The 17,443-nt window shown below is 55.1% G+C and carries 14 protein-coding genes; 10 read left to right on the forward strand and 4 right to left on the reverse strand.

Annotation, left to right across the window (positions count from 1 at the left end; translation table 11 throughout):
- Window positions 1-10 precede the first annotated feature (10 nt).
- The 8 genes from MJ605_RS11955 to MJ605_RS11990 all read left to right on the forward strand — a co-directional run bounded on the left by MJ605_RS11955 (window position 11) and on the right by MJ605_RS11990 (window position 9,959).
- On the forward strand, window positions 11-1,756 hold the full coding sequence (locus MJ605_RS11955) for a peptide MFS transporter (protein ID WP_243041752.1): 1,746 nt from the start codon (window positions 11-13) through the stop codon (window positions 1,754-1,756).
- A gap of 141 nt (window positions 1,757-1,897) precedes the next feature.
- Entirely contained in the window at window positions 1,898-2,335 is a 438-nt protein-coding gene (locus MJ605_RS11960; protein WP_243041753.1) for a pilin, read from the forward strand.
- Window positions 2,336-2,696: 361 nt separating this feature from the next.
- On the forward strand, window positions 2,697-3,140 hold the full coding sequence (locus MJ605_RS11965) for a pilin (RefSeq protein WP_243041754.1): 444 nt from the start codon (window positions 2,697-2,699) through the stop codon (window positions 3,138-3,140).
- A gap of 91 nt (window positions 3,141-3,231) precedes the next feature.
- Entirely contained in the window at window positions 3,232-5,193 is a 1,962-nt protein-coding gene (locus tag MJ605_RS11970) for a tetratricopeptide repeat protein (protein ID WP_243041755.1), read from the forward strand.
- A complete protein-coding gene (locus MJ605_RS11975; protein WP_243041756.1) occupies window positions 5,183-7,246 on the forward strand; it encodes a hypothetical protein in 2,064 nt (687 codons plus the stop codon). The genes MJ605_RS11970 and MJ605_RS11975 overlap by 11 nt, the downstream gene beginning before the upstream one ends.
- A gap of 45 nt (window positions 7,247-7,291) precedes the next feature.
- Window positions 7,292-8,458, forward strand: coding sequence for a glycosyltransferase family protein (locus MJ605_RS11980; RefSeq protein WP_243041757.1), 1,167 nt, complete (start codon window positions 7,292-7,294; stop codon window positions 8,456-8,458).
- Window positions 8,459-9,004, forward strand: coding sequence for a class I SAM-dependent methyltransferase (locus MJ605_RS11985; protein WP_243041758.1), 546 nt, complete (start codon window positions 8,459-8,461; stop codon window positions 9,002-9,004).
- Between the two features lie 10 nt (window positions 9,005-9,014).
- The gene (locus tag MJ605_RS11990) at window positions 9,015-9,959 is read left to right on the forward strand and encodes a lysylphosphatidylglycerol synthase transmembrane domain-containing protein (protein ID WP_243041759.1); all 945 of its coding nucleotides are present in this window, start codon (window positions 9,015-9,017) and stop codon (window positions 9,957-9,959) included.
- A 3-nt stretch (window positions 9,960-9,962) separates the two neighbouring features.
- On the opposite strand, the gene MJ605_RS11995 is transcribed toward MJ605_RS11990, so the two are convergent.
- From MJ605_RS11995 to MJ605_RS12010, 4 genes are all read right to left on the reverse strand, one after another.
- Window positions 9,963-10,739, reverse strand: coding sequence for a methyltransferase domain-containing protein (locus MJ605_RS11995; RefSeq protein ID WP_243041760.1), 777 nt, complete (start codon window positions 10,737-10,739; stop codon window positions 9,963-9,965).
- Complete coding sequence (locus MJ605_RS12000; protein ID WP_243041761.1) at window positions 10,736-11,890, reverse strand: glycosyltransferase; 1,155 nt, start codon at window positions 11,888-11,890, stop codon at window positions 10,736-10,738. Before MJ605_RS12000 ends, MJ605_RS11995 begins: the two co-directional genes overlap by 4 nt.
- A gap of 2 nt (window positions 11,891-11,892) precedes the next feature.
- Window positions 11,893-12,762, reverse strand: coding sequence for a glycosyltransferase family 2 protein (locus tag MJ605_RS12005; RefSeq protein ID WP_243041762.1), 870 nt, complete (start codon window positions 12,760-12,762; stop codon window positions 11,893-11,895).
- Window positions 12,763-12,861: 99 nt separating this feature from the next.
- On the reverse strand, window positions 12,862-14,034 hold the full coding sequence (locus tag MJ605_RS12010; protein WP_243041763.1) for a DegT/DnrJ/EryC1/StrS family aminotransferase: 1,173 nt from the start codon (window positions 14,032-14,034) through the stop codon (window positions 12,862-12,864).
- 220 nt (window positions 14,035-14,254) lie between these two features.
- On the opposite strand from MJ605_RS12010, the gene pilB reads away from it, so the two are divergent.
- Both pilB and MJ605_RS12020 read left to right on the forward strand, forming a co-directional pair.
- Entirely contained in the window at window positions 14,255-15,976 is a 1,722-nt protein-coding gene (gene pilB / locus MJ605_RS12015; protein WP_243041764.1) for a type IV-A pilus assembly ATPase PilB, read from the forward strand.
- Window positions 15,977-16,137: 161 nt separating this feature from the next.
- Window positions 16,138-17,406, forward strand: coding sequence for a type II secretion system F family protein (locus MJ605_RS12020; protein WP_279237564.1), 1,269 nt, complete (start codon window positions 16,138-16,140; stop codon window positions 17,404-17,406).
- Window positions 17,407-17,443 lie beyond the last annotated feature (37 nt).

Here is a 17,443-nt window from a genome sequence, read left to right on the forward strand (position 1 = left end):
GGCCTGCCGCATGACCGACGCCATCGCCCCAACCCTGTCCGGCACGACGGCCATCCGGGTCGACGCCGACGAACTGTTCGGCCATCCCAAGGGGCTGTATGTCTGCTTCTTCACCGAAATGTGGGAGCGCTTCTCCTTCTACGGCATGAAGGCGCTGCTGGCGCTTTACCTGATCAAGCACCACGGCTTCTCGGACGCCGAGAGCCTGTCCGTGCTGGGCGCCTATGGCGGCCTGGTCTATGCCACGCCCTTGCTCGGCGGCTTGCTGGCCGACCGCTACCTGGGCATGCGCAAGGCGGTGGCGCTCGGCGGCATCCTGCTGTGCCTGGGCCACCTGGGCATGGCAGTGGAAGGCCATGCGGCCACGGTCGGGCCGGATGGCGTGGTGCATCGCGACGCGTTTGCGCTGAGCGTGTTCTACCTGTCGTTGGCGCTGATCATCAGCGGCGCGGGCTTCCTCAAGCCGAATATCTCCACCGTGGTGGGCAAGCTCTATCCCGAGAACGATCCCCGCCTGGACGCCGGCTTCACCCTATTCTATGCCGGCATCAATGTCGGCGCCCTATTCTCCGCGCTGATCTGCGGCTATCTGGGCGACACCTATGGCTGGGGCTACGGCTTCGGCGCGGCCGGCATCGGCATGCTGGCGGGGCTGGCCGTCTTCCTTACCGGGCAGAAATACCTGCAAGGACATGCAGAGCCGCCGAATCCCCAGGCGCTGCGTCGCCGCGTGTTCGGCCCGATCACGGTGGAGTGGGCCATCTACCTCGGTGCTGCCCTGACCTTGCCGGTGCTGTGGGCGCTGATGCAACTAGGCGATGCCGTGCTGTGGCTGCAGGTGCTGGCCATGTTGTCGTGGCTGGGCTGGCTGGGCTGGTATGTCACCGCGCGCTGCACGCCGGTGCAGCGCCGCCAGATGCTGGCCTGCGTGTTCTTCACCGCCATCTGCCTGTTGTTCTTCTCGCTGTACGAGCAGACCTATGGCTCATGGGTACTGTTCAACGACCGCATGCTGACCAAGGACCTGTTCCCCTCGCTGGTGATCCGCGAGGGCCACCCGGTGCCCTGGTCCACCCTGCCCTTGCTGCTGTGCCCCTTCGTGATCGCCCTTGCCCTGCGCCTGCGCGGCCAGCGCCTGCCGGCTATCCTGCTTGGCGGCCTGACCGTGATGGGGCTCGCGTTGATCGTGCGCGATTGCATCGTGCTGCCACAGACCGCCAGTTCACTGACCTACCTGGGCGCCCTGTTCATCGTGCTGCTTTCCCCGCTGATGGCCTGGCTATGGCCCTTCCTCGACCGGCACGGCCTCAACCCATCCACCCCGGCCAAGAGCGCCATCGGCCTGGCCTTTGCCGGCCTGTCGTTCCTGCCGCTGCTGCTGGGCAACGACACCGTCACGCCCGATGCGCTGGGCAGCGTCTGGTGGATCGTGCTGGCCTACCTGCTGATCGAGATCGGCGAAGTCGCCCTGGCCCCCATCGGCCTGTCCGCCGTCACCCAGCTCTCGGTACCCCAGGTAGCCGGCCTGATGATGGGCGCCTGGTGGCTGGGCACCTCGTTCTCCGAGCAGCTAGCTTCCATCTTCGGCAAGTTCGCCGCCCTGGACCTTCCCGCCGACGGCAAGATCGACCTGGCCGTGGCGACGGCCAAGTATGGGGAGTTGTTCCAGCACATGATCTGGCTGGGATTGGCTGCCGCGGTAGGGGCGCTGGCGTTGACGCCGGTGATGAGGCGGTGGATGAAGAATGCTGGCTGAGGCCTTCTTGCCGCCAAAAAAGAGCGGCATGGTTCACGATTCCCGCAGCTTCTCGTACGAAAACGCTTACTCATTACGTAGGCGACCGGTGCTGGTATAAAACGTGCCTTGGCATCCTCGAGACAACCAGGGGATTCCCACATGCACCGCCAGCGCCCTTCCGCCGGCTTCACCTTGATCGAACTGATGATCGTCGTGGCGATCATCGCCATCCTTGCCGCCATTGCCATTCCGGCGTATCAGGACTACACGATACGAGCCCAGGTGAGCGAGGGCATGAGCTTGGCCACTGGAGCCAAAGCCGCTATATGGGACTTTGTATCTAACACCGGACGATTTCCCACAGAAAATCAGTCTGCGGGCCTTGCAGCCCCTGCCTCAATCTCAGGCAGCTACGTTTCCGGCGTGAATATTGTCGAGGGCCAAATACAGGTTTCCTTCAACAGCCTCAAAGCTAACGCCGCCATTAAAACGCAAACACTGATTCTTTCACCGGTAACCAACGTCGGCAGCATCACATGGGTATGCACAGGTAGCACACTCTCAGCCAAGTATCTGCCCTCGACCTGTAGACAGTAGCTAGCACTCAGGTGTGCTAGCCTAACATCCTTGCCAGTCCCACTGGCGAAAAGTGACGCTTCGCGTCACTTTTCGCCCTAAACTGAATAGCAGTATGGTGCCATACACATCACGTTTCGTGCCTCAAACCCAGTCCTGTCTTGTACGCTTGTGACCATTCGTGATGGTGTGCACAATCCCCTTTCCCGTTGATATGCGGGAATATAAAAGCGGCAGCCATGGCATATAAGCTGCTTGACATGCCGCGAGCTTCCTGGTCGTTCCGACCGCAAGTATTGGGACCAATCCCGCCTAGGGGGATTCGGGACTGGGGCTCAGGGGGCAATAACTACGGTTAGCTAACCAAGACAGAGGAACCATCATGAAGAACGTGCAAAAGGGCTTCACGCTGATCGAGTTGATGATCGTCGTGGCGATCATCGCGATTCTGGCTGCCATCGCCATCCCGGCTTATCAGGACTACACCATCCGCTCACAAGTTTCTGAAGGACTCTCGTTGGCCGATGGTGCGAAGACCGCCTTAGCCGAGTATTACTCGAACAAGGGGCAGTTTCCGACCTCGAATGGTTCAGCTGGCCTTGCAGCAGCAGCGAGCATCAATGGCAATTATGTTTCGCAGGTCGATGGCGGCACCACGCAGGGTCAGATCCAAGTGAGCTATGGTGGCCCAAAAGCCAACGCCAAGCTGTCGGCCGGTCCCGCAGTGCTCATCCTGTCGGCGATTACCAACGCGGGCAGCGTGCAGTGGACTTGCAAGGCAGGGGCCAACTTGTCGACCAAGTATCTGCCGTCTTCGTGCCGTTAATTTGGCAATTTTGGCTGGGCATTTAAAACCAGCTTCAAGAAAAAGAAGGGCCGCCACAGGCGGCCCTTCTTTTTTCGACATAGCAGAAGCAATGCGAGCCCTTCCCCAAATCATAGCGCTTTATCTCATATTGATTATAGCCTGGGTCGCTTATCAGCCCGGGCTTAAAGGCGATTTTCTCTTTGATGACTTTGGTAATTTGCCTGCCTTAGGGGCCACCGGACCAATAGATAACATCAACGCTTTCGCACGATACATTACTTCAGGCAATGCTGATGTTACCGGCAGGCCTGTAGCTCTGGCCACATTTTTACTCGATGCGCAAGACTGGCCGGCCTCTCCTGCTTCATTTAAGCACACCAACGTCCTAATTCATTTGCTCAATGGAACCTTGCTCGTCTGGGCACTATTGCTACTTGGCAGGGTATTGCAGCTACCTGAGAAGATTAGCCAAAATGCCGCTATCACTGGCGCCGGTATCTGGCTACTACATCCCTTCTTTGTATCTACGACGCTGTATATCGTACAGCGAGAGGCTATGCTGCCAGCAACCTTCACGCTACTTGCGTTGGTTGCCTGGGTTAAAGGCTATAACAGACTACTATCCAACTCGAGGCGAAGCGGCCTAGCCATGATGGGAATAGCAATCATGGCTTGCACACCACTAGCAGTATTGAGCAAGGCCAACGGGGCATTACTTCCACTACTCTTATTGGTAGTCAACTCAACCATATTGGCACCAAACGCATCCGCATCAAGCAATACAATTCGGGTCTATCGCTATGCATCTTACCTTCTTCTAGTTATACCAAGCCTGCTTCTTATTATTTGGCTGGTCGCCAAAATCCCCTCGTCGATGGAGAGCGCGGCTGAAACAAGGTCTTGGACCGTCTATCAACGGCTATTAAGCGAACCAAGAGTCATAACTGAATATCTGGTTCGACTCGCCATACCGCGATCTTCTTCACGAGGATTATTCAATGATGCCATCCAGGCTTCAACTGGATTGATGCATCCATGGACTACACTACCCTGCATGCTGCTCATTGCAGGCCTTATCATTCTCGGATTGAGGTTACACCGAACTCATCCAACGTGGGCACTCACAATACTCTTTTACTTTGCAGGTCATATTATTGAAAGCACCTGGATTCCTTTGGAGCTGTACTATGAACACCGCAATTATCTACCTGCAACCCTGCTCTTCTGGCCAGTCAGCATTGCAATCTTTACAAATCTATATCCAACAAAGATCCAATCTCTACTTGCAGCAATAGTACTAGGCCTCTTGGCGATCTTGACTCGCTTGCACGCCACGCAATGGGGTGACGGCTATTTATTGGCTAATGTTTGGGCATCTATAAATTCAACATCCACGAGAGCCCAAGCCAATGCGGCCTCATATGAAATAGCTCATGGAAGATCAGGTCTTGCAGCTCGGCGTCTTCAAGCGGCCTTAGCCATCAATCCACTCGACATCCAAGTTCCAGTTAATCTCATTGGAGCCGAGTGCAAACTAGGAAGCGTAAGACCCGAGACCATACACGCGCTGTCCTATGCATTAAGCCATGCAAAATCGGGCTCTGAACTAACTTACCACTGGTTTAACGACCTGATATCTCTTGCACGCAGCTACTCATGTGTAGGCCTCGATCTCGATACCGCCGCCATGCTTCTCCGGTCAGCCCAGGACAACTCCTATTGGCAAGCACTCCCCGGGAAAAGACAAGACCTAGACCATCTTGAGGGTTTGCTTGAACTTGCCGAAGGAGCCCCACAGGCGGCACTGAACTCGTTCAATCGGGCCTTGGCTCAGCAGCCGAGGCCTGACGCGGCTTTGGAGCAGGCTGCTCTCTTGGGCTCAGCAGGGCAACCCGAGCTTGGGCTAGCCCACCTGTCATATTTCGATACCCTACCTCCACCGGCCCAGCCACCAGTTGGCATGCCGATGCTTCACGCATGGATACTTCGGGAGCAACACTATTGGCCCCATGAATTAGCTCACTTAAAAGAAACGCTCACGGCAGACACAAAAGAGAAGCATGAAAAATAAATACCCAATGAAAGTATTTAAGTCATCAGCTGGGCTTTCTGTCTGCGCACTCATGCTTGCGCTCTTTCTCGCCGCCATTGTGTATTGGCCCGGTCTGTCCGGTTCATTCATATTTGATGATTACCCAAATATCGTTGACAACCAAGCCGTTCAGCCCGTGAACGCGAGCCTGCCAAACCTAATCCGGGCAGCCCTTTCTTCGCCATCAAGCGACCTGAAACGCCCCCTGTCTTCTCTAAGTTTTGCTGCAAACTACTTGGCATCGGGCCTCAATCCTTATTGGATGAAGATCACCAACCTGGCCATTCACTTCGGTAATGGCATCTTGTTCTTCTTCTTGACTCGAGCACTATTAAGTGCAGTGACCGCCCCTGCAGCAGGGCAAGGACAGATATCCGAACGTCGCCAAATCACCACCGCAGCCCTCGTCGCCGGCTGCTGGATGATCCTTCCCATTAATCTCACAGGCGTTCTTTATATCGTGCAACGGATGGAGGCCTTGGCAAATCTTTTCATTGTTGCGGGCCTTATCGTGTACTTGAAAGGACGGCAGTTGATGTTGTCCGAGCCTTCAGCGAAGCCAAAACATTTTTTGACTTCGCCAGGCTTTTTACTTTGCGCTGCAAGTTTGATTGGCTTTACGGCCGTCGGAGTGCTTGCTAAAGAGACGGCAGTAATGTTGCCTCTTTATGCCGCCCTGACAGAGTGGCTTCTCATCACAAAACCGCGTCGAAGCAATAAGCAACAGAGTGTGCCAAGAAAATCTGACTGGCGAATTATCGGACTCTTTATCTGTGTCCTTTACATACCGTTAGCAGTGGGTTTGGCCTGGACACTGCCTCAAGTGTTAGACCCTATGCACTGGGCAACGAGAAGCTTCTCACTGAAGACCCGCCTTCTTAGCGAAACACGTATCGTGGTCGACTATTTGGCCTGGACCATATTGCCCACGTTCAAAACACTCTCCTTTTATCACGATGACTTCCAGGCCTCACAAAGCCTGATAGCACCCTGGACGACCATTGCCAGCCTCGCAATACTTATTGGACTTGCTTCTTCCGTACTAGGCATCAGGCGCTACCTTCCACTTGTCGCGATAGGCATCGCCTTCTTCCTAGGCTGCCAGTTACCGACAGCAACGATAATTCCTCTTGAACTTGTATTCGAACATCGAAACTACTTCGCAAGCTATGGCGTAATGCTGGCCATCGTTCCCTATATGCTCGGCATTCCTCCAGGAAGGCTTGTCAAATTTCACGCATCATCCGATACGGATCAGAATGAGAAAGAAGCGCCTCAATATGTGGAATCACTCCCGCTTGCTCGACGTTCAATCCTTATTTGCCTAATACTATTTTGGGCAGCTAATACTTGGATGACTTCGCAAGCATGGGGTGACCCTCTCCGATTGGCGCGGGAATTGGCAATGCGTGCTCCAAATTCCCCAAGAGCCCAATATGAGCTTGGCCGCACCTACATCATCTATTCACACTATGATCCCACCTCGCCATTCACACAATACGCATATGAGGCACTGGAAAAGGCCGCCACTCTACCTAATTCATCGATCTTGCCGGAGCAGGCGCTAATCTTCATGAATTCGCGCATGGGACTAGCTCAAAAGGACGCTTGGTGGGATAGCCTCATTAACAAACTCAGCAAACACAAGCCAACGGTACAAGACGAAAGCTCCTTGGGTGCGCTTACCCAGTGTGCCCGCGAAGGTCATTGCGAACTACCTAACCGACGAATGACCGCTGCTTACTTAGCCGCGCTCTCGCATCCAAATCCCAGCGCCCGCCTACTCGCAATGTATGGCGAGTACGCCTGGAACATCTTGAATGATCGACCTCTTGGCTTGAGCCTCTTGCAAGAGGCCACGCACGCAGCGCCTCAAGAGCCAGCTTACTGGATAACACTCATCAGAATGCTAGTCAGCCAAGGCCAGAAACAGGAAGCAATGCAGGCCATGCAAAAGCTGTCATCCTTGAACATTGGAGGACGCCTGAGTGGAACCATCGACGAACTTTCTGCGCTCATGGAGTCCCACTAGCGACCTGCCACGCCATCACACTAACGACCTACGGAAACATGGAACGTGACAAAGACGCTATACCTCATTTCCTTTTATTTCGCCCCTCTGGGGAGAGCAGATGGCGTCAATCGCTCATATCTTTCGCGCTATCTTGGGGATGAAGGTTGGAATGTAAGAGTCATTTGCGCAGACCGCCCAAGGGGGCTGCTACGCAACTATCAAACGGATCCATCGCTTCTCGATGTCTTGGGTCCAAATGTCAGACGATACGGCGTGCCCTATACCGGGGGCATCGCTACCGAGCTTGCGTATCTCGCTGGGTTGCAAAGAGATCCATTCAGCCAATGGATACCACCCGCCTTGGAGGAAACCCGCCGGGTCATTGACGTGCCAGGCATCGTTTACGCCGTAGTCCCTCCGGTAAGCAATGCCCTCATTGCCTGCCAGATAGCCAAGGAGCGCGGATTACCTCTTGTCCTAGACTTCAGGGACAACGAGTTTGGATTACCAAAGGATTGCGTGCATCAATCCGCGCTCATTGCTACGTCGACCTCAAGATCCCTGCAAGATATGCAGAAGCACTATGACCTAGATCCAGCAAGTCGAAAAGATCTGATCTATTACAATGGATACCCCGATATCACCCAACAAAAGACCACAGCCACCGCAACCAGTGTCACTCGATTGATTTATGCGGGCTTATTGAATTGGGAGCAAGATCCAGCGCTCGTAGCGCGTGCGGCACATCGGTTAGCGAAACGAGAGCCAGAGCTCAGAGGCAAGTTGCAAATCGATTACTATGGACCAAGCAACTATTACACAAGCCTCACAAAACACGCATTGACTAACGAAGTTGCCGCATTCAAGGGCTATATCTCGTTTGCTCAAGTCCAGCGCGAGCTACAGAAATCGTCCATGGGAATAAGTACGCTCGTCGCCTCTTCGAAATCCTACTGCATCCCATCGAAAGTATTCCAATATCTCGCAGCGGACTTGCCGATTTTTGCTATCACTCCGCCTGGCGCACTGTCAGACCTAATTGCAGAAACTGGCGTCGGAGTTTGCGCATCACCCACCGACCACGACAGTGTGATCAAATCGCTGGAAATGATATTAAGGGAACCGGGGCAGATCGATCGTCTTAGAAGCAATGTAATAAAGCAACGTAATAAATTTTCACTGCGGGGACAAGTCGCCACCTTATCCTCGGCCTTGAGTGAGCTACTGTAAATGCTTCAACGAACCATCAGCAGAATTGACCTCTGGCGTTACCGAAAGGTAGCGCAATTTTGCTTTGGCAGCGTCCTAGATATGGGATGTGGCCAACAAGGCCTAAGAAATGCATTATCACCTAGCATCAATTATGTAGGGTGTGACATAGATGGCGGCATGGTTCGTGGCTCAGCCATAAGCTTGCCCTTCTTAGATCGGACTTTCGATATCGTGGTGCTCTGCGAAATTCTCGAGCACCTCGATGCGCCAGGGCAAGCCATCCGAGAAGCGGCGCGTGTAGCCAAGAATCGAATCATTATTTCGGTTCCAAATGATTATTCCCTTGTTCGTCTTGCCAGACTCGCACTCGGTCGTGACGTGGAAATTGACGACGAACACATCGTGAGCTACAACGCGTTCAACTTGAGATCCATGTTGGCCAGAAGCAACTTTGTAACTCAAAAAGAGTTTTCATTCCCGCTCCGCCTTCAGCTGCTTCCCGAGATTCCAATCCAATCTCGTTTTGGATATTGGCAATTTTCTATAGCAGACAGAAGAAACTGAATCCAACGGCATGAAACGAGACAAACGCCATTGGGCAATTACAGCTGTATTGATTGCCGGATTTTTTTTTGTTCTACAACGCCTCTTTGCAACAGGAGGCCAATTGTCTTGGCATACCCTCGAGTGGACGCCCCTGCTCATGGCGCTGCTTTTCGCAATCGCACAAGAACTTACAAATCCCTGGATCGCCAAATTCTCGCTTCGTGCCGTTGGACGAGACGAAAGCTACTTGCGATTATTGGCGATTGTTACGACAAGTGCCACTTCGAATGCGATGATTCCCTTACCTGCAGGCATTCCCTTGCGCATATGGCTGCAACAGCATTGGCTCAGTGTTCCATATGCCACTTCAGTATCAGCCGCCTTAATCGAGTCAATCGTGAGCTACGGCATACTCGCAGTTACTGCTATTACATCGCTGCTTTTATGGGCACCTGATATCTTTGAAGCCACACGAAGCCAAGCCCCATGGCCTCTAATAGCGGCGGTTGCGGTGACGATCATTGTAGTGGCAGCGTTGGGAGCGCGCACTCTAAAACATCGTGGCTCCATCTTGATTAAAGAGCTAGCCCGCTCCAGCAGACCCTCCTTAAAGTGGGCTGGGCTAGTGGCATTAATTGCTGCGCTTGGCATCCTGCTTGCCTATTGGCGCCTGCAGTGCATTGGCAATGCATTGCCTACTTCCCACATAGACTGGGGACTGGCCTTCGTCGGCCTAGTCGTTTCACGGCTGGCAGGAGTCGTATCGATGATTCCTATGGGATTGGGAGCACGCGACTTAAGCCTTGGATATTTTCTAGTCCTAGCTGGCGTACACCCCGAAATTGCCGCCACATGGGCTACCCTGGACAGGATCGCCATGACTGTTCCTTATGTCGCATGCGGCTTGGCCAGCCTGCCCATTGTTCATCGTCTAAGGAAAAGTCATCAGAATCGCCCCCCCCACTTCGACTAAGAGCTAGCCTATAAAAGCAGTAGCAGCTGACTCCTTAACTCCTAGCATCCATCTATGGAGCGCTAAAGCAGAATAGCCAGATTCAAATTGGTCACGCCTAGAAACCCAAGCCAGCAAAGCTTCTACTTTTTGTTTGCTTGATGCAGCCACTCCAGGCATAAGCAATGCCATAGAAAGAAACGGGTTCCCTCCTGTACTCACTATCCGAAACCCTGCGCGTTGACACGCGGATATGTATTCAGCGAGCCTGAAACCAATTCCACCCGTGGGAGATTCAGATTTTCTCCTCCGAACAAAGGATATGACTTGCTGCATCTCCTTCCCAGGATCCAGGGCTAAAAGGACGCCACCTGGCTTCATAACTAAGTGAATACCCTTTAAGGCTTCAAAGACCTGATGCTGGCCGTACATCAAGCATGTAATAGCTAACACTCCATCGAAGCTGGCCTCAGCAAACGGTAACGAAAACATACTGCCCTGCACGCAAGGAGTGACATCCCTATAGAGCCTGCAGTAGCTCAATGCCAGATCTTGCCCCACCAGCTCGATATCAGGCCGCTCCCGAGAAACCAACGATCCCAACCTTCCATAGCCTCCACCCAGATCAAGCAGCCGGCCACCACTAGGTATCCTTGGCAAAAGGATCTGCTTCACAATCCACCAATGCCAATTATGAATTGCCTTATTTGCTTTGATCGAGAGATTCCGGAACAAGACGCCAGCTAGATCGTATTGATTAGCTTTTGCTCGCTTTTCCCAAGTTTCTCGAATACTACTCACTCAGGCACCACGCTTGATATAAGCTGATTTGCTATGTGTCCAAGGGAAAACTCCTTGGCAGCAGTTTCCGTATACTTAGCGAAAGAAGATGCATCTGCATGCAATGCATCGCGCAAGGCCAAAGCAAAACTTTGTGGATCAACCTTTGCGCTCAGTATCCCACACCCGAAAGATCTTACCAGGCGTGGCAGATCTCCTACCGGGGTACATACGATGGGCCTCCCCAGCTTCATCGCGTCCGAATAAACGACCGGAATGCTCTCGATCTTGGATGGTATGAGAATCCAATCAGCACGTGAAATGGCATCTTCCGCCTCAGACTTCGAAAGATATCCTCCAAGGATAACCGGTCGACATTCCTTAACCAGCTTATTAATACGATCTTTGACGAGACGATCAAGACCACCTCCACCTTGAATCTCAATAGATTCGATAGATAGCCAGTCCGACTCGGATAAGAAATCCAGCGCATCCAACAAAAGGTCAATTCCTTTGTTGGGATGCCAGCGACCAAGAAATAACAGCCTATATGGCTTGAATGTTCGAGGAGGATATGAAGAACAGGATTGGAGCGCTCGGGTAGTTGGAAGAAAACCAACGCGTGCATTGGCAAGCCGACTCGCATCATCGGCGAGTTGATAGCCATCCGCTATGGCGACATCTGCCTGCCTTATTACTCGTCGCAGCATTGAACGAAGCAGCGGTATTCGCCCAAGGGTCCAAACGTCACTACCCAACATCCATGCAGTATACGGAACGCGAGCTTTAGACGCCGACCGCCGGACCCATTCACCACAAGGCAATCCCCATAATGCAATGGCTCTTACAATGCCACCTCGCATCGCCTTATTTGTTGCTCGCTGCCCTCCCAGAAGTACCCGCCCTATCCAAAGAGCATCTATCAGACGCCATGGCTTGAGCGTCGACAAGGGCTTTTCAGGTGAGGCAAACCGATATATCTCTACACCATCACACCAATATTCGTAACTAGTCGAGATACCAGGTGCAACAACTCGTACTTGGTAATATGAAGCCAATGCACAGGCCAAGTCAGCGACAAAGGATCCCGCAGCTTCGCTGCCATCGTTATGTATTGGAAACGAACTTGTGACTAGAACAACTACTGACGTTCTAGCGCCTTCGGTAGCCATGCTTACGAACCTTCATGATCTTTAATGCTGTTATACGTCAATGCGGTGATTTGCTCTGAAACCAGACCAATCAAGAAGACAATTACGGCAGCACTCCAAAGCAGCGTACTCATATTCGTTAGCCTGCCGTAACGCATAAAAGTCCACGCGTAATTCATACATCCTAAGACAAAAAATAGCGCACTCGCAGGAACAAATAATCTCAAAGGCGAATAGAGCGTTGCAATCTTGAATATAATCAACAAAAACCGCAGACCATCCCGTATCGGCTTGATATGACTCTTGCCAATTCGCTGGGCCGCTTTGATAGGGATATACGCAACAGGATAGGCACTACGGAAAAACGCCATAGTGCTCGTAGTTGGATATGAGAATCCATTAGGCAACAAATGAATGAACTCGCGGAATTTCCCAGCACGAACTGCGCGCAGGCCAGAGGTTAGATCTGCAACAACATGACCGGTCATCCTGGTAGCCAGCCAGTTATAAAGTGTATTGGCTACACCACGCCCTACGCCCGCCTGACTACTCCAGTCACGTGCACCAACCACCATATCGTAGCCTTCTTCCAATTTTTCGAGCAGTCGCGTGATATCAGCGGGATCATGCTGACCATCACCATCCATGAATACCAGGATATTGCCGGATGCCGCCCGCGTACCGCGTTTTATCGCGGCACCGTTTCCCATCGAGTAAGGCGAGGAGAGGCATTTCACTCCACTGGCCGCACAGATATTACGGGTATCATCCGTGGAACCATCGTCCACTACCATGATCTCGGCATCCGGCTGGGCCGTTCGCAACCTAGGCAGAAGATCCTTCAAGGCAGGCCCTTCATTTTTCGCAGGCAGGATGATGCTGAGTCGATTCAAGCGACTTCCCCTCAAGATTGAAGAGTCATCATAACCCGGCCATAAGCCGGTAGATGTGGCGAACTTGACGTTTGCGTGGTGCACAGCAACCCCTTATCACTAGCGCCCCAACAGCACCTTCACCGCCTGCACAACCCGTTCCGCATCACCATCAGACATGGCCGGAGACAATGGAAGGCTGACGGTCTGCCGGCCGAGACGCATCGCTTGCGGCCACTGCTCGGGCCGCCAGCCAAAACGTTGCTGGTAATAGGGGTGCTCTGGTACGGATAGGTAATGCACGCCTGCACCGATGCGAGCCGCGTTCATTGCATCGAGAAAGCCATCCCGACTCAAGCCACAGCGCGCCTCATCGATCATCACGGTATAGAGGTGATAGCCGTGCCGGGTCTGTGCTTCTGGCGGGGCAGGCAGGTCGATGGGTAGCCCCTCAAGGGCATGGTCATAGCGTTGCCACAACTCTCTCCGCCGCTGCCAGTTCTGCTCGACTCGGGCCAACTGGTGGATACCGATGGCAGCCTGCAGATCCATCATGTTGTATTTGAAGCCGCATTCGACCACCTGGTAATGCTTGTAACCCTTGTCACCGAAGCGATGCCAGGCGTCCTTGCTCATGCCATGCAGGGCCAAGATACGGGCACGGGCAACATGCTCTTCATCGCGCCCCAGAATCATGCCTCCCTCGCCCGTCACGACGTTTTTAGTCACATAGAAGCTGAAGCAGCCGAAATCGCCGAAGGTACCGGCAGGCCGGCCATGGAACTCGGTTTCGATGGCGTGGGCGCAATCCTCGATCACCATCAGGCCGTGCTTGTCGGCAATGGCCATGATCCGGTCCATATCGCAGGGCCGCCCGGCAAAGTGAACCGGCAGGATGGCCCGGGTCCGGGGGGTAATGGCGGCCTCGATCGCATCTGGATCGATGTTCTGGGTCACAGGGTCGACATCGGCCAGGACTGGGGTCAGTCCAGCATGGAGGATGGCATTGACCGTGGCGCAGAATGTGAGGGGCGTGGTGATGACTTCACTGCCTGGCTCCAATCCCGCCGCCACCATACTTACGTGCAGGGCTGCCGTACAGGAATTGACGGCAGCCACCTGAGACGACCGCACCCCTCGCCAAGCGGCAAAGTCCCGCTCGAATTGCGCAACCCGTGGCCCCGTCCCTAACCAGCCGGAGCGTAGACAGGCCTCGACTTCGGCAATCTCATCCTCCTCGATACGAGGAGCGCCAAAGACCAGGAAAGGTTGCTGCGAGGCATCAGATGACACGGTCGATTCTCAAGGTGAAAGCCGGCTTTCTATCCCAATCCCAAGGCAGCCGTCCATGACCCCTCGCTCGGGCACGGCAGTTGCTTACCGTTCTGGGAGGTGGCTCGCATGCATCTGTGCGGCACGTCACCTCAGGCGCATACCCTTGTCCTTGCTGCGTGACCAACCCATTGAACTAGGGTAAATTCCTATCCAATCAGGGGGCTGAGCCAAAACCGCCATGTCAACGTTAATGCAACCCTCGCTCGCGGGCCTATCCGGCTTGGCGCGCAGGCTGGTATCGGAGGATGTCCTACCCGAGGCTGATGTGCGCAAGGCCGTGGCGGACTCGCTGCAGCACAAGGCCACGCTGACCGCCTGGCTGCTGGACCACAACCTGGTGGACAGCGCCCGTCTGACCCGCATCGCTTCTGACGAGTTCGGTATGCCCATGATGGATGTGAGCACTATCGCTCCCGCCCACATGCCATCCAACCTGATCAGCGAGGCGCTGATCAACAAGCATCACGCCCTGCCGCTGTTCAAGCGCGGCAAGCGTTTGTTCGTGGGCATTGCCGACCCGATGCAATCCCACGCACTGGACGAAATCAAGTTCCACTCCAACTGCATGGTGGAACCCATACTGGTGGAGCGCGGCCAGTTGATGCGCGCCATCGAGACCATGCTCAATACCATGAGCGCCACCGTACCCGACCTCGGCGGCGGCGACTTGGACGAGCTGGCACTGGAGGGAGGCGACGAAGAGGCCGAAACCACCGGCATCGACGCCAATGCCAACGACGATGCGCCAGTCGTCAAGTTCGTCAACAAAATCCTGGTGGATGCCATCAAGCGCGGCGCTTCGGATATCCACTTCGAACCCTTCGAAACCCAATATCGTGTGCGTTTGCGCATGGATGGCATGCTTCGCGCCGTGGCCAGCCCCCCCATGAAGCTGGCATCGCGTATCTCCTCGCGCCTGAAGGTGATGTCCGGCCTGGATATCGCCGAACGCCGCGTGCCTCAGGATGGACGCATCAAGCTCAACCTCTCCAAGAGCCGTGCAGTGGACTTCCGCGTCAGCACGTTGCCGACACTGTTCGGCGAGAAGATCGTGCTGCGTATCCTGGACGGCTCCGCCGCGAAGCTGGGCATCGACGCCCTGGGCTATGAGGACGAGCAGAAAAAGCTCTACCTGGATGCCATCCATAAGCCCTATGGCATGGTGCTGGTCACGGGCCCGACCGGTTCAGGTAAGACGGTGTCGCTGTATACGGCACTCAACATCCTCAACACCGCCGAACGCAATATCTCGACAGTGGAAGACCCGGTGGAAATCCGTGTCGAGGGCATCAACCAGGTCCAGCAGAACGTCAAGCGCGGCATGACCTTCGCGGCAGCCTTGCGCTCCTTCCTGCGCCAGGACCCGGATGTGATCATGGTCGGCGAAATCCGCGACCTGGAAACGGCCGAGATCGCCATCAAAGCGGCGCAGACCGGCCATATGGTGCTTTCCACGCTGCACACCAACGACGCACCGCAGACCATCTCGCGCCTGATGAACATGGGTATCGCGCCCTACAACATCACTTCCTCGGTAACCCTGGTGATCGCGCAGCGACTGGCTCGTCGCTTGCACGACTGCAAAAAGCCCATGGACCTGCCGCCCCAGACGTTGCTGGATGCCGGCTTTACCCAGGAAGACATCGACGCCGGCCTGACCATCTATGAAGCCGTCGGCTGCGATGCCTGCAATGAAGGCTACAAGGGCCGCGTCGGCATCTACCAGGTCATGCCCATGCTGGAGGATATCCAGAAGATCGTGCTGCAAGGCGGCAATGCGCTGCAGATCGCCGAAGTGGCCCGCAAGGCGGGCGTCAATGACCTGCGTGCCTCCGCGTTGCTGAAGGTCAAGAAGGGCGTCACCAGCCTAGCCGAAATCGACCGCGTCACCAAGGACTAAGGTACCCGCCAGGCATCGACCAGGCGGGACGAGGCGGTTCGTCACACTGAAGTTGCGCCCGGGACCACGAATTACCCTGGGGGAATGGCTTAAGCTGAATAAAATCAGGCAGTCGCCATCCTGAGGCGGCCCGACCGAACAAGCAGGGGGGAAGGAATACCATGGCCACGGCCACCGCCACCGCTAAGAGCACCGAGAAGCTTGCCGCGCAACGCGCAGAGGTCAGCAAGCTGACCATGTACGACTGGGTTGCGCTCGACAAGCGCGGCAAGCGCATGAAGGGCGAAATGCCGGCGAAGAACGCCTCGCTGGTCAAGGCGGAACTGCGCCGCCAGGGCATGAACCCGCAGACCGTGCGGGAACGCTCCAAACCCCTGTTCGGCGCCACCGGCAGCACGGTGAAGCCCCGTGACGTGGCCATCTTCAGCCGCCAGATCGCCACCATGATGGCCTCCGGCGTGCCGATGGTGCAGGCCTTCGAGATCATTGCCGACGGCCAGAAAAACATCCGCTTCAAGAACATGCTCACCGATGTGAAGCAGAGTATCGAGGGCGGCTCGGCCTTGCACGAGGCCCTGGCCAAGTACCCCGTCCAGTTCGACGAGCTCTATCGCAACCTGGTGCATGCCGGCGAGTCGGCTGGCGTGCTCGACACCGTGCTGGATACGGTAGCGACGTACAAGGAGCGCATGGAGGGCATCAAGTCCAAGATCAAGAAGGCCTTGTTCTACCCAATCATGGTGCTAGCAGTGGCCATCCTGGTCAGCATGATCCTGCTGCTGTTCGTGGTGCCGGTATTCGCACAGACCTTCAAGGACGCCGGCGCGGCGCTGCCCGCGCCCACGCAGTTCGTGATCAGCGCATCGGACTTCATGAAGTCCTATTGGTGGGTCGTCATCGGCGGTATTGTGGGTGGTGTCGTCGCGATCATCATGGGCAAGAAGCGCTCCCCCAAATTCGCCCATCTCCTCGACCGAATCTCGCTACGGCTGCCCGTCATGGGCAATATCCTGCGCCAGTCGGCTATCGCCCGCTTTGCTCGTACGCTAGGCGTGACCTTCAAGGCGGGTGTACCGTTGGTGGAAGCTCTGGATGCTGTGGCAGGCGCCACCGGCAGCATCGTCTACAGTGATGCGGTTCACCAGATGCGCGAGGACGTGGCCGTGGGTCATCAGTTGCAGCTTTCCATGCGCCAGACCGGGCTGTTCCCGAACATGGTGGTGCAGATGACCGCCATCGGCGAGGAATCCGGTGCACTCGACCATATGCTGTTCAAGGTCGCGGAGTTCTACGAGGAAGAGGTGAACAACGCCGTCGACACCCTGTCGACCCTGCTGGAGCCCCTGATCATGGTGATCCTCGGCGTGCTGGTGGGCGGCATGGTGATCTCGCTGTATCTGCCGATCTTCAAGCTCGCAGGCACCGTGTAAGCTTGGCCCCGATCCGGGCCCCTCTCCCGCCGGGAGG

It is taken from the genome of Dyella sedimenti (genome assembly GCF_022760995.1).
GTDB classification, from domain to species: Bacteria; Pseudomonadota; Gammaproteobacteria; order Xanthomonadales; family Rhodanobacteraceae; genus Dyella; species Dyella sedimenti.

What these genes read in the sequence shown, in the direction of transcription:
- MJ605_RS11955 (WP_243041752.1), top strand. Translation starts at nt 11, where the DNA reads ATGACCGACGCCATCGCCCCAACCCTGTCCGGCACGACGGCCATCCGG.
- MJ605_RS11960 (WP_243041753.1), top strand. Translation starts at nt 1,898, where the DNA reads ATGCACCGCCAGCGCCCTTCCGCCGGCTTCACCTTGATCGAACTGATG.
- MJ605_RS11965 (WP_243041754.1), top strand. Translation starts at nt 2,697, where the DNA reads ATGAAGAACGTGCAAAAGGGCTTCACGCTGATCGAGTTGATGATCGTC.
- MJ605_RS11970 (WP_243041755.1), top strand. Translation starts at nt 3,232, where the DNA reads ATGCGAGCCCTTCCCCAAATCATAGCGCTTTATCTCATATTGATTATA.
- MJ605_RS11975 (WP_243041756.1), top strand. Translation starts at nt 5,183, where the DNA reads ATGAAAAATAAATACCCAATGAAAGTATTTAAGTCATCAGCTGGGCTT.
- MJ605_RS11985 (WP_243041758.1), top strand. Translation starts at nt 8,459, where the DNA reads ATGCTTCAACGAACCATCAGCAGAATTGACCTCTGGCGTTACCGAAAG.
- MJ605_RS11990 (WP_243041759.1), top strand. Translation starts at nt 9,015, where the DNA reads ATGAAACGAGACAAACGCCATTGGGCAATTACAGCTGTATTGATTGCC.
- MJ605_RS12000 (WP_243041761.1), bottom strand. Translation starts at nt 11,890, where the DNA reads ATGGCTACCGAAGGCGCTAGAACGTCAGTAGTTGTTCTAGTCACAAGT.
- pilB (WP_243041764.1), top strand. Translation starts at nt 14,255, where the DNA reads ATGTCAACGTTAATGCAACCCTCGCTCGCGGGCCTATCCGGCTTGGCG.
- MJ605_RS12020 (WP_279237564.1), top strand. Translation starts at nt 16,138, where the DNA reads ATGGCCACGGCCACCGCCACCGCTAAGAGCACCGAGAAGCTTGCCGCG.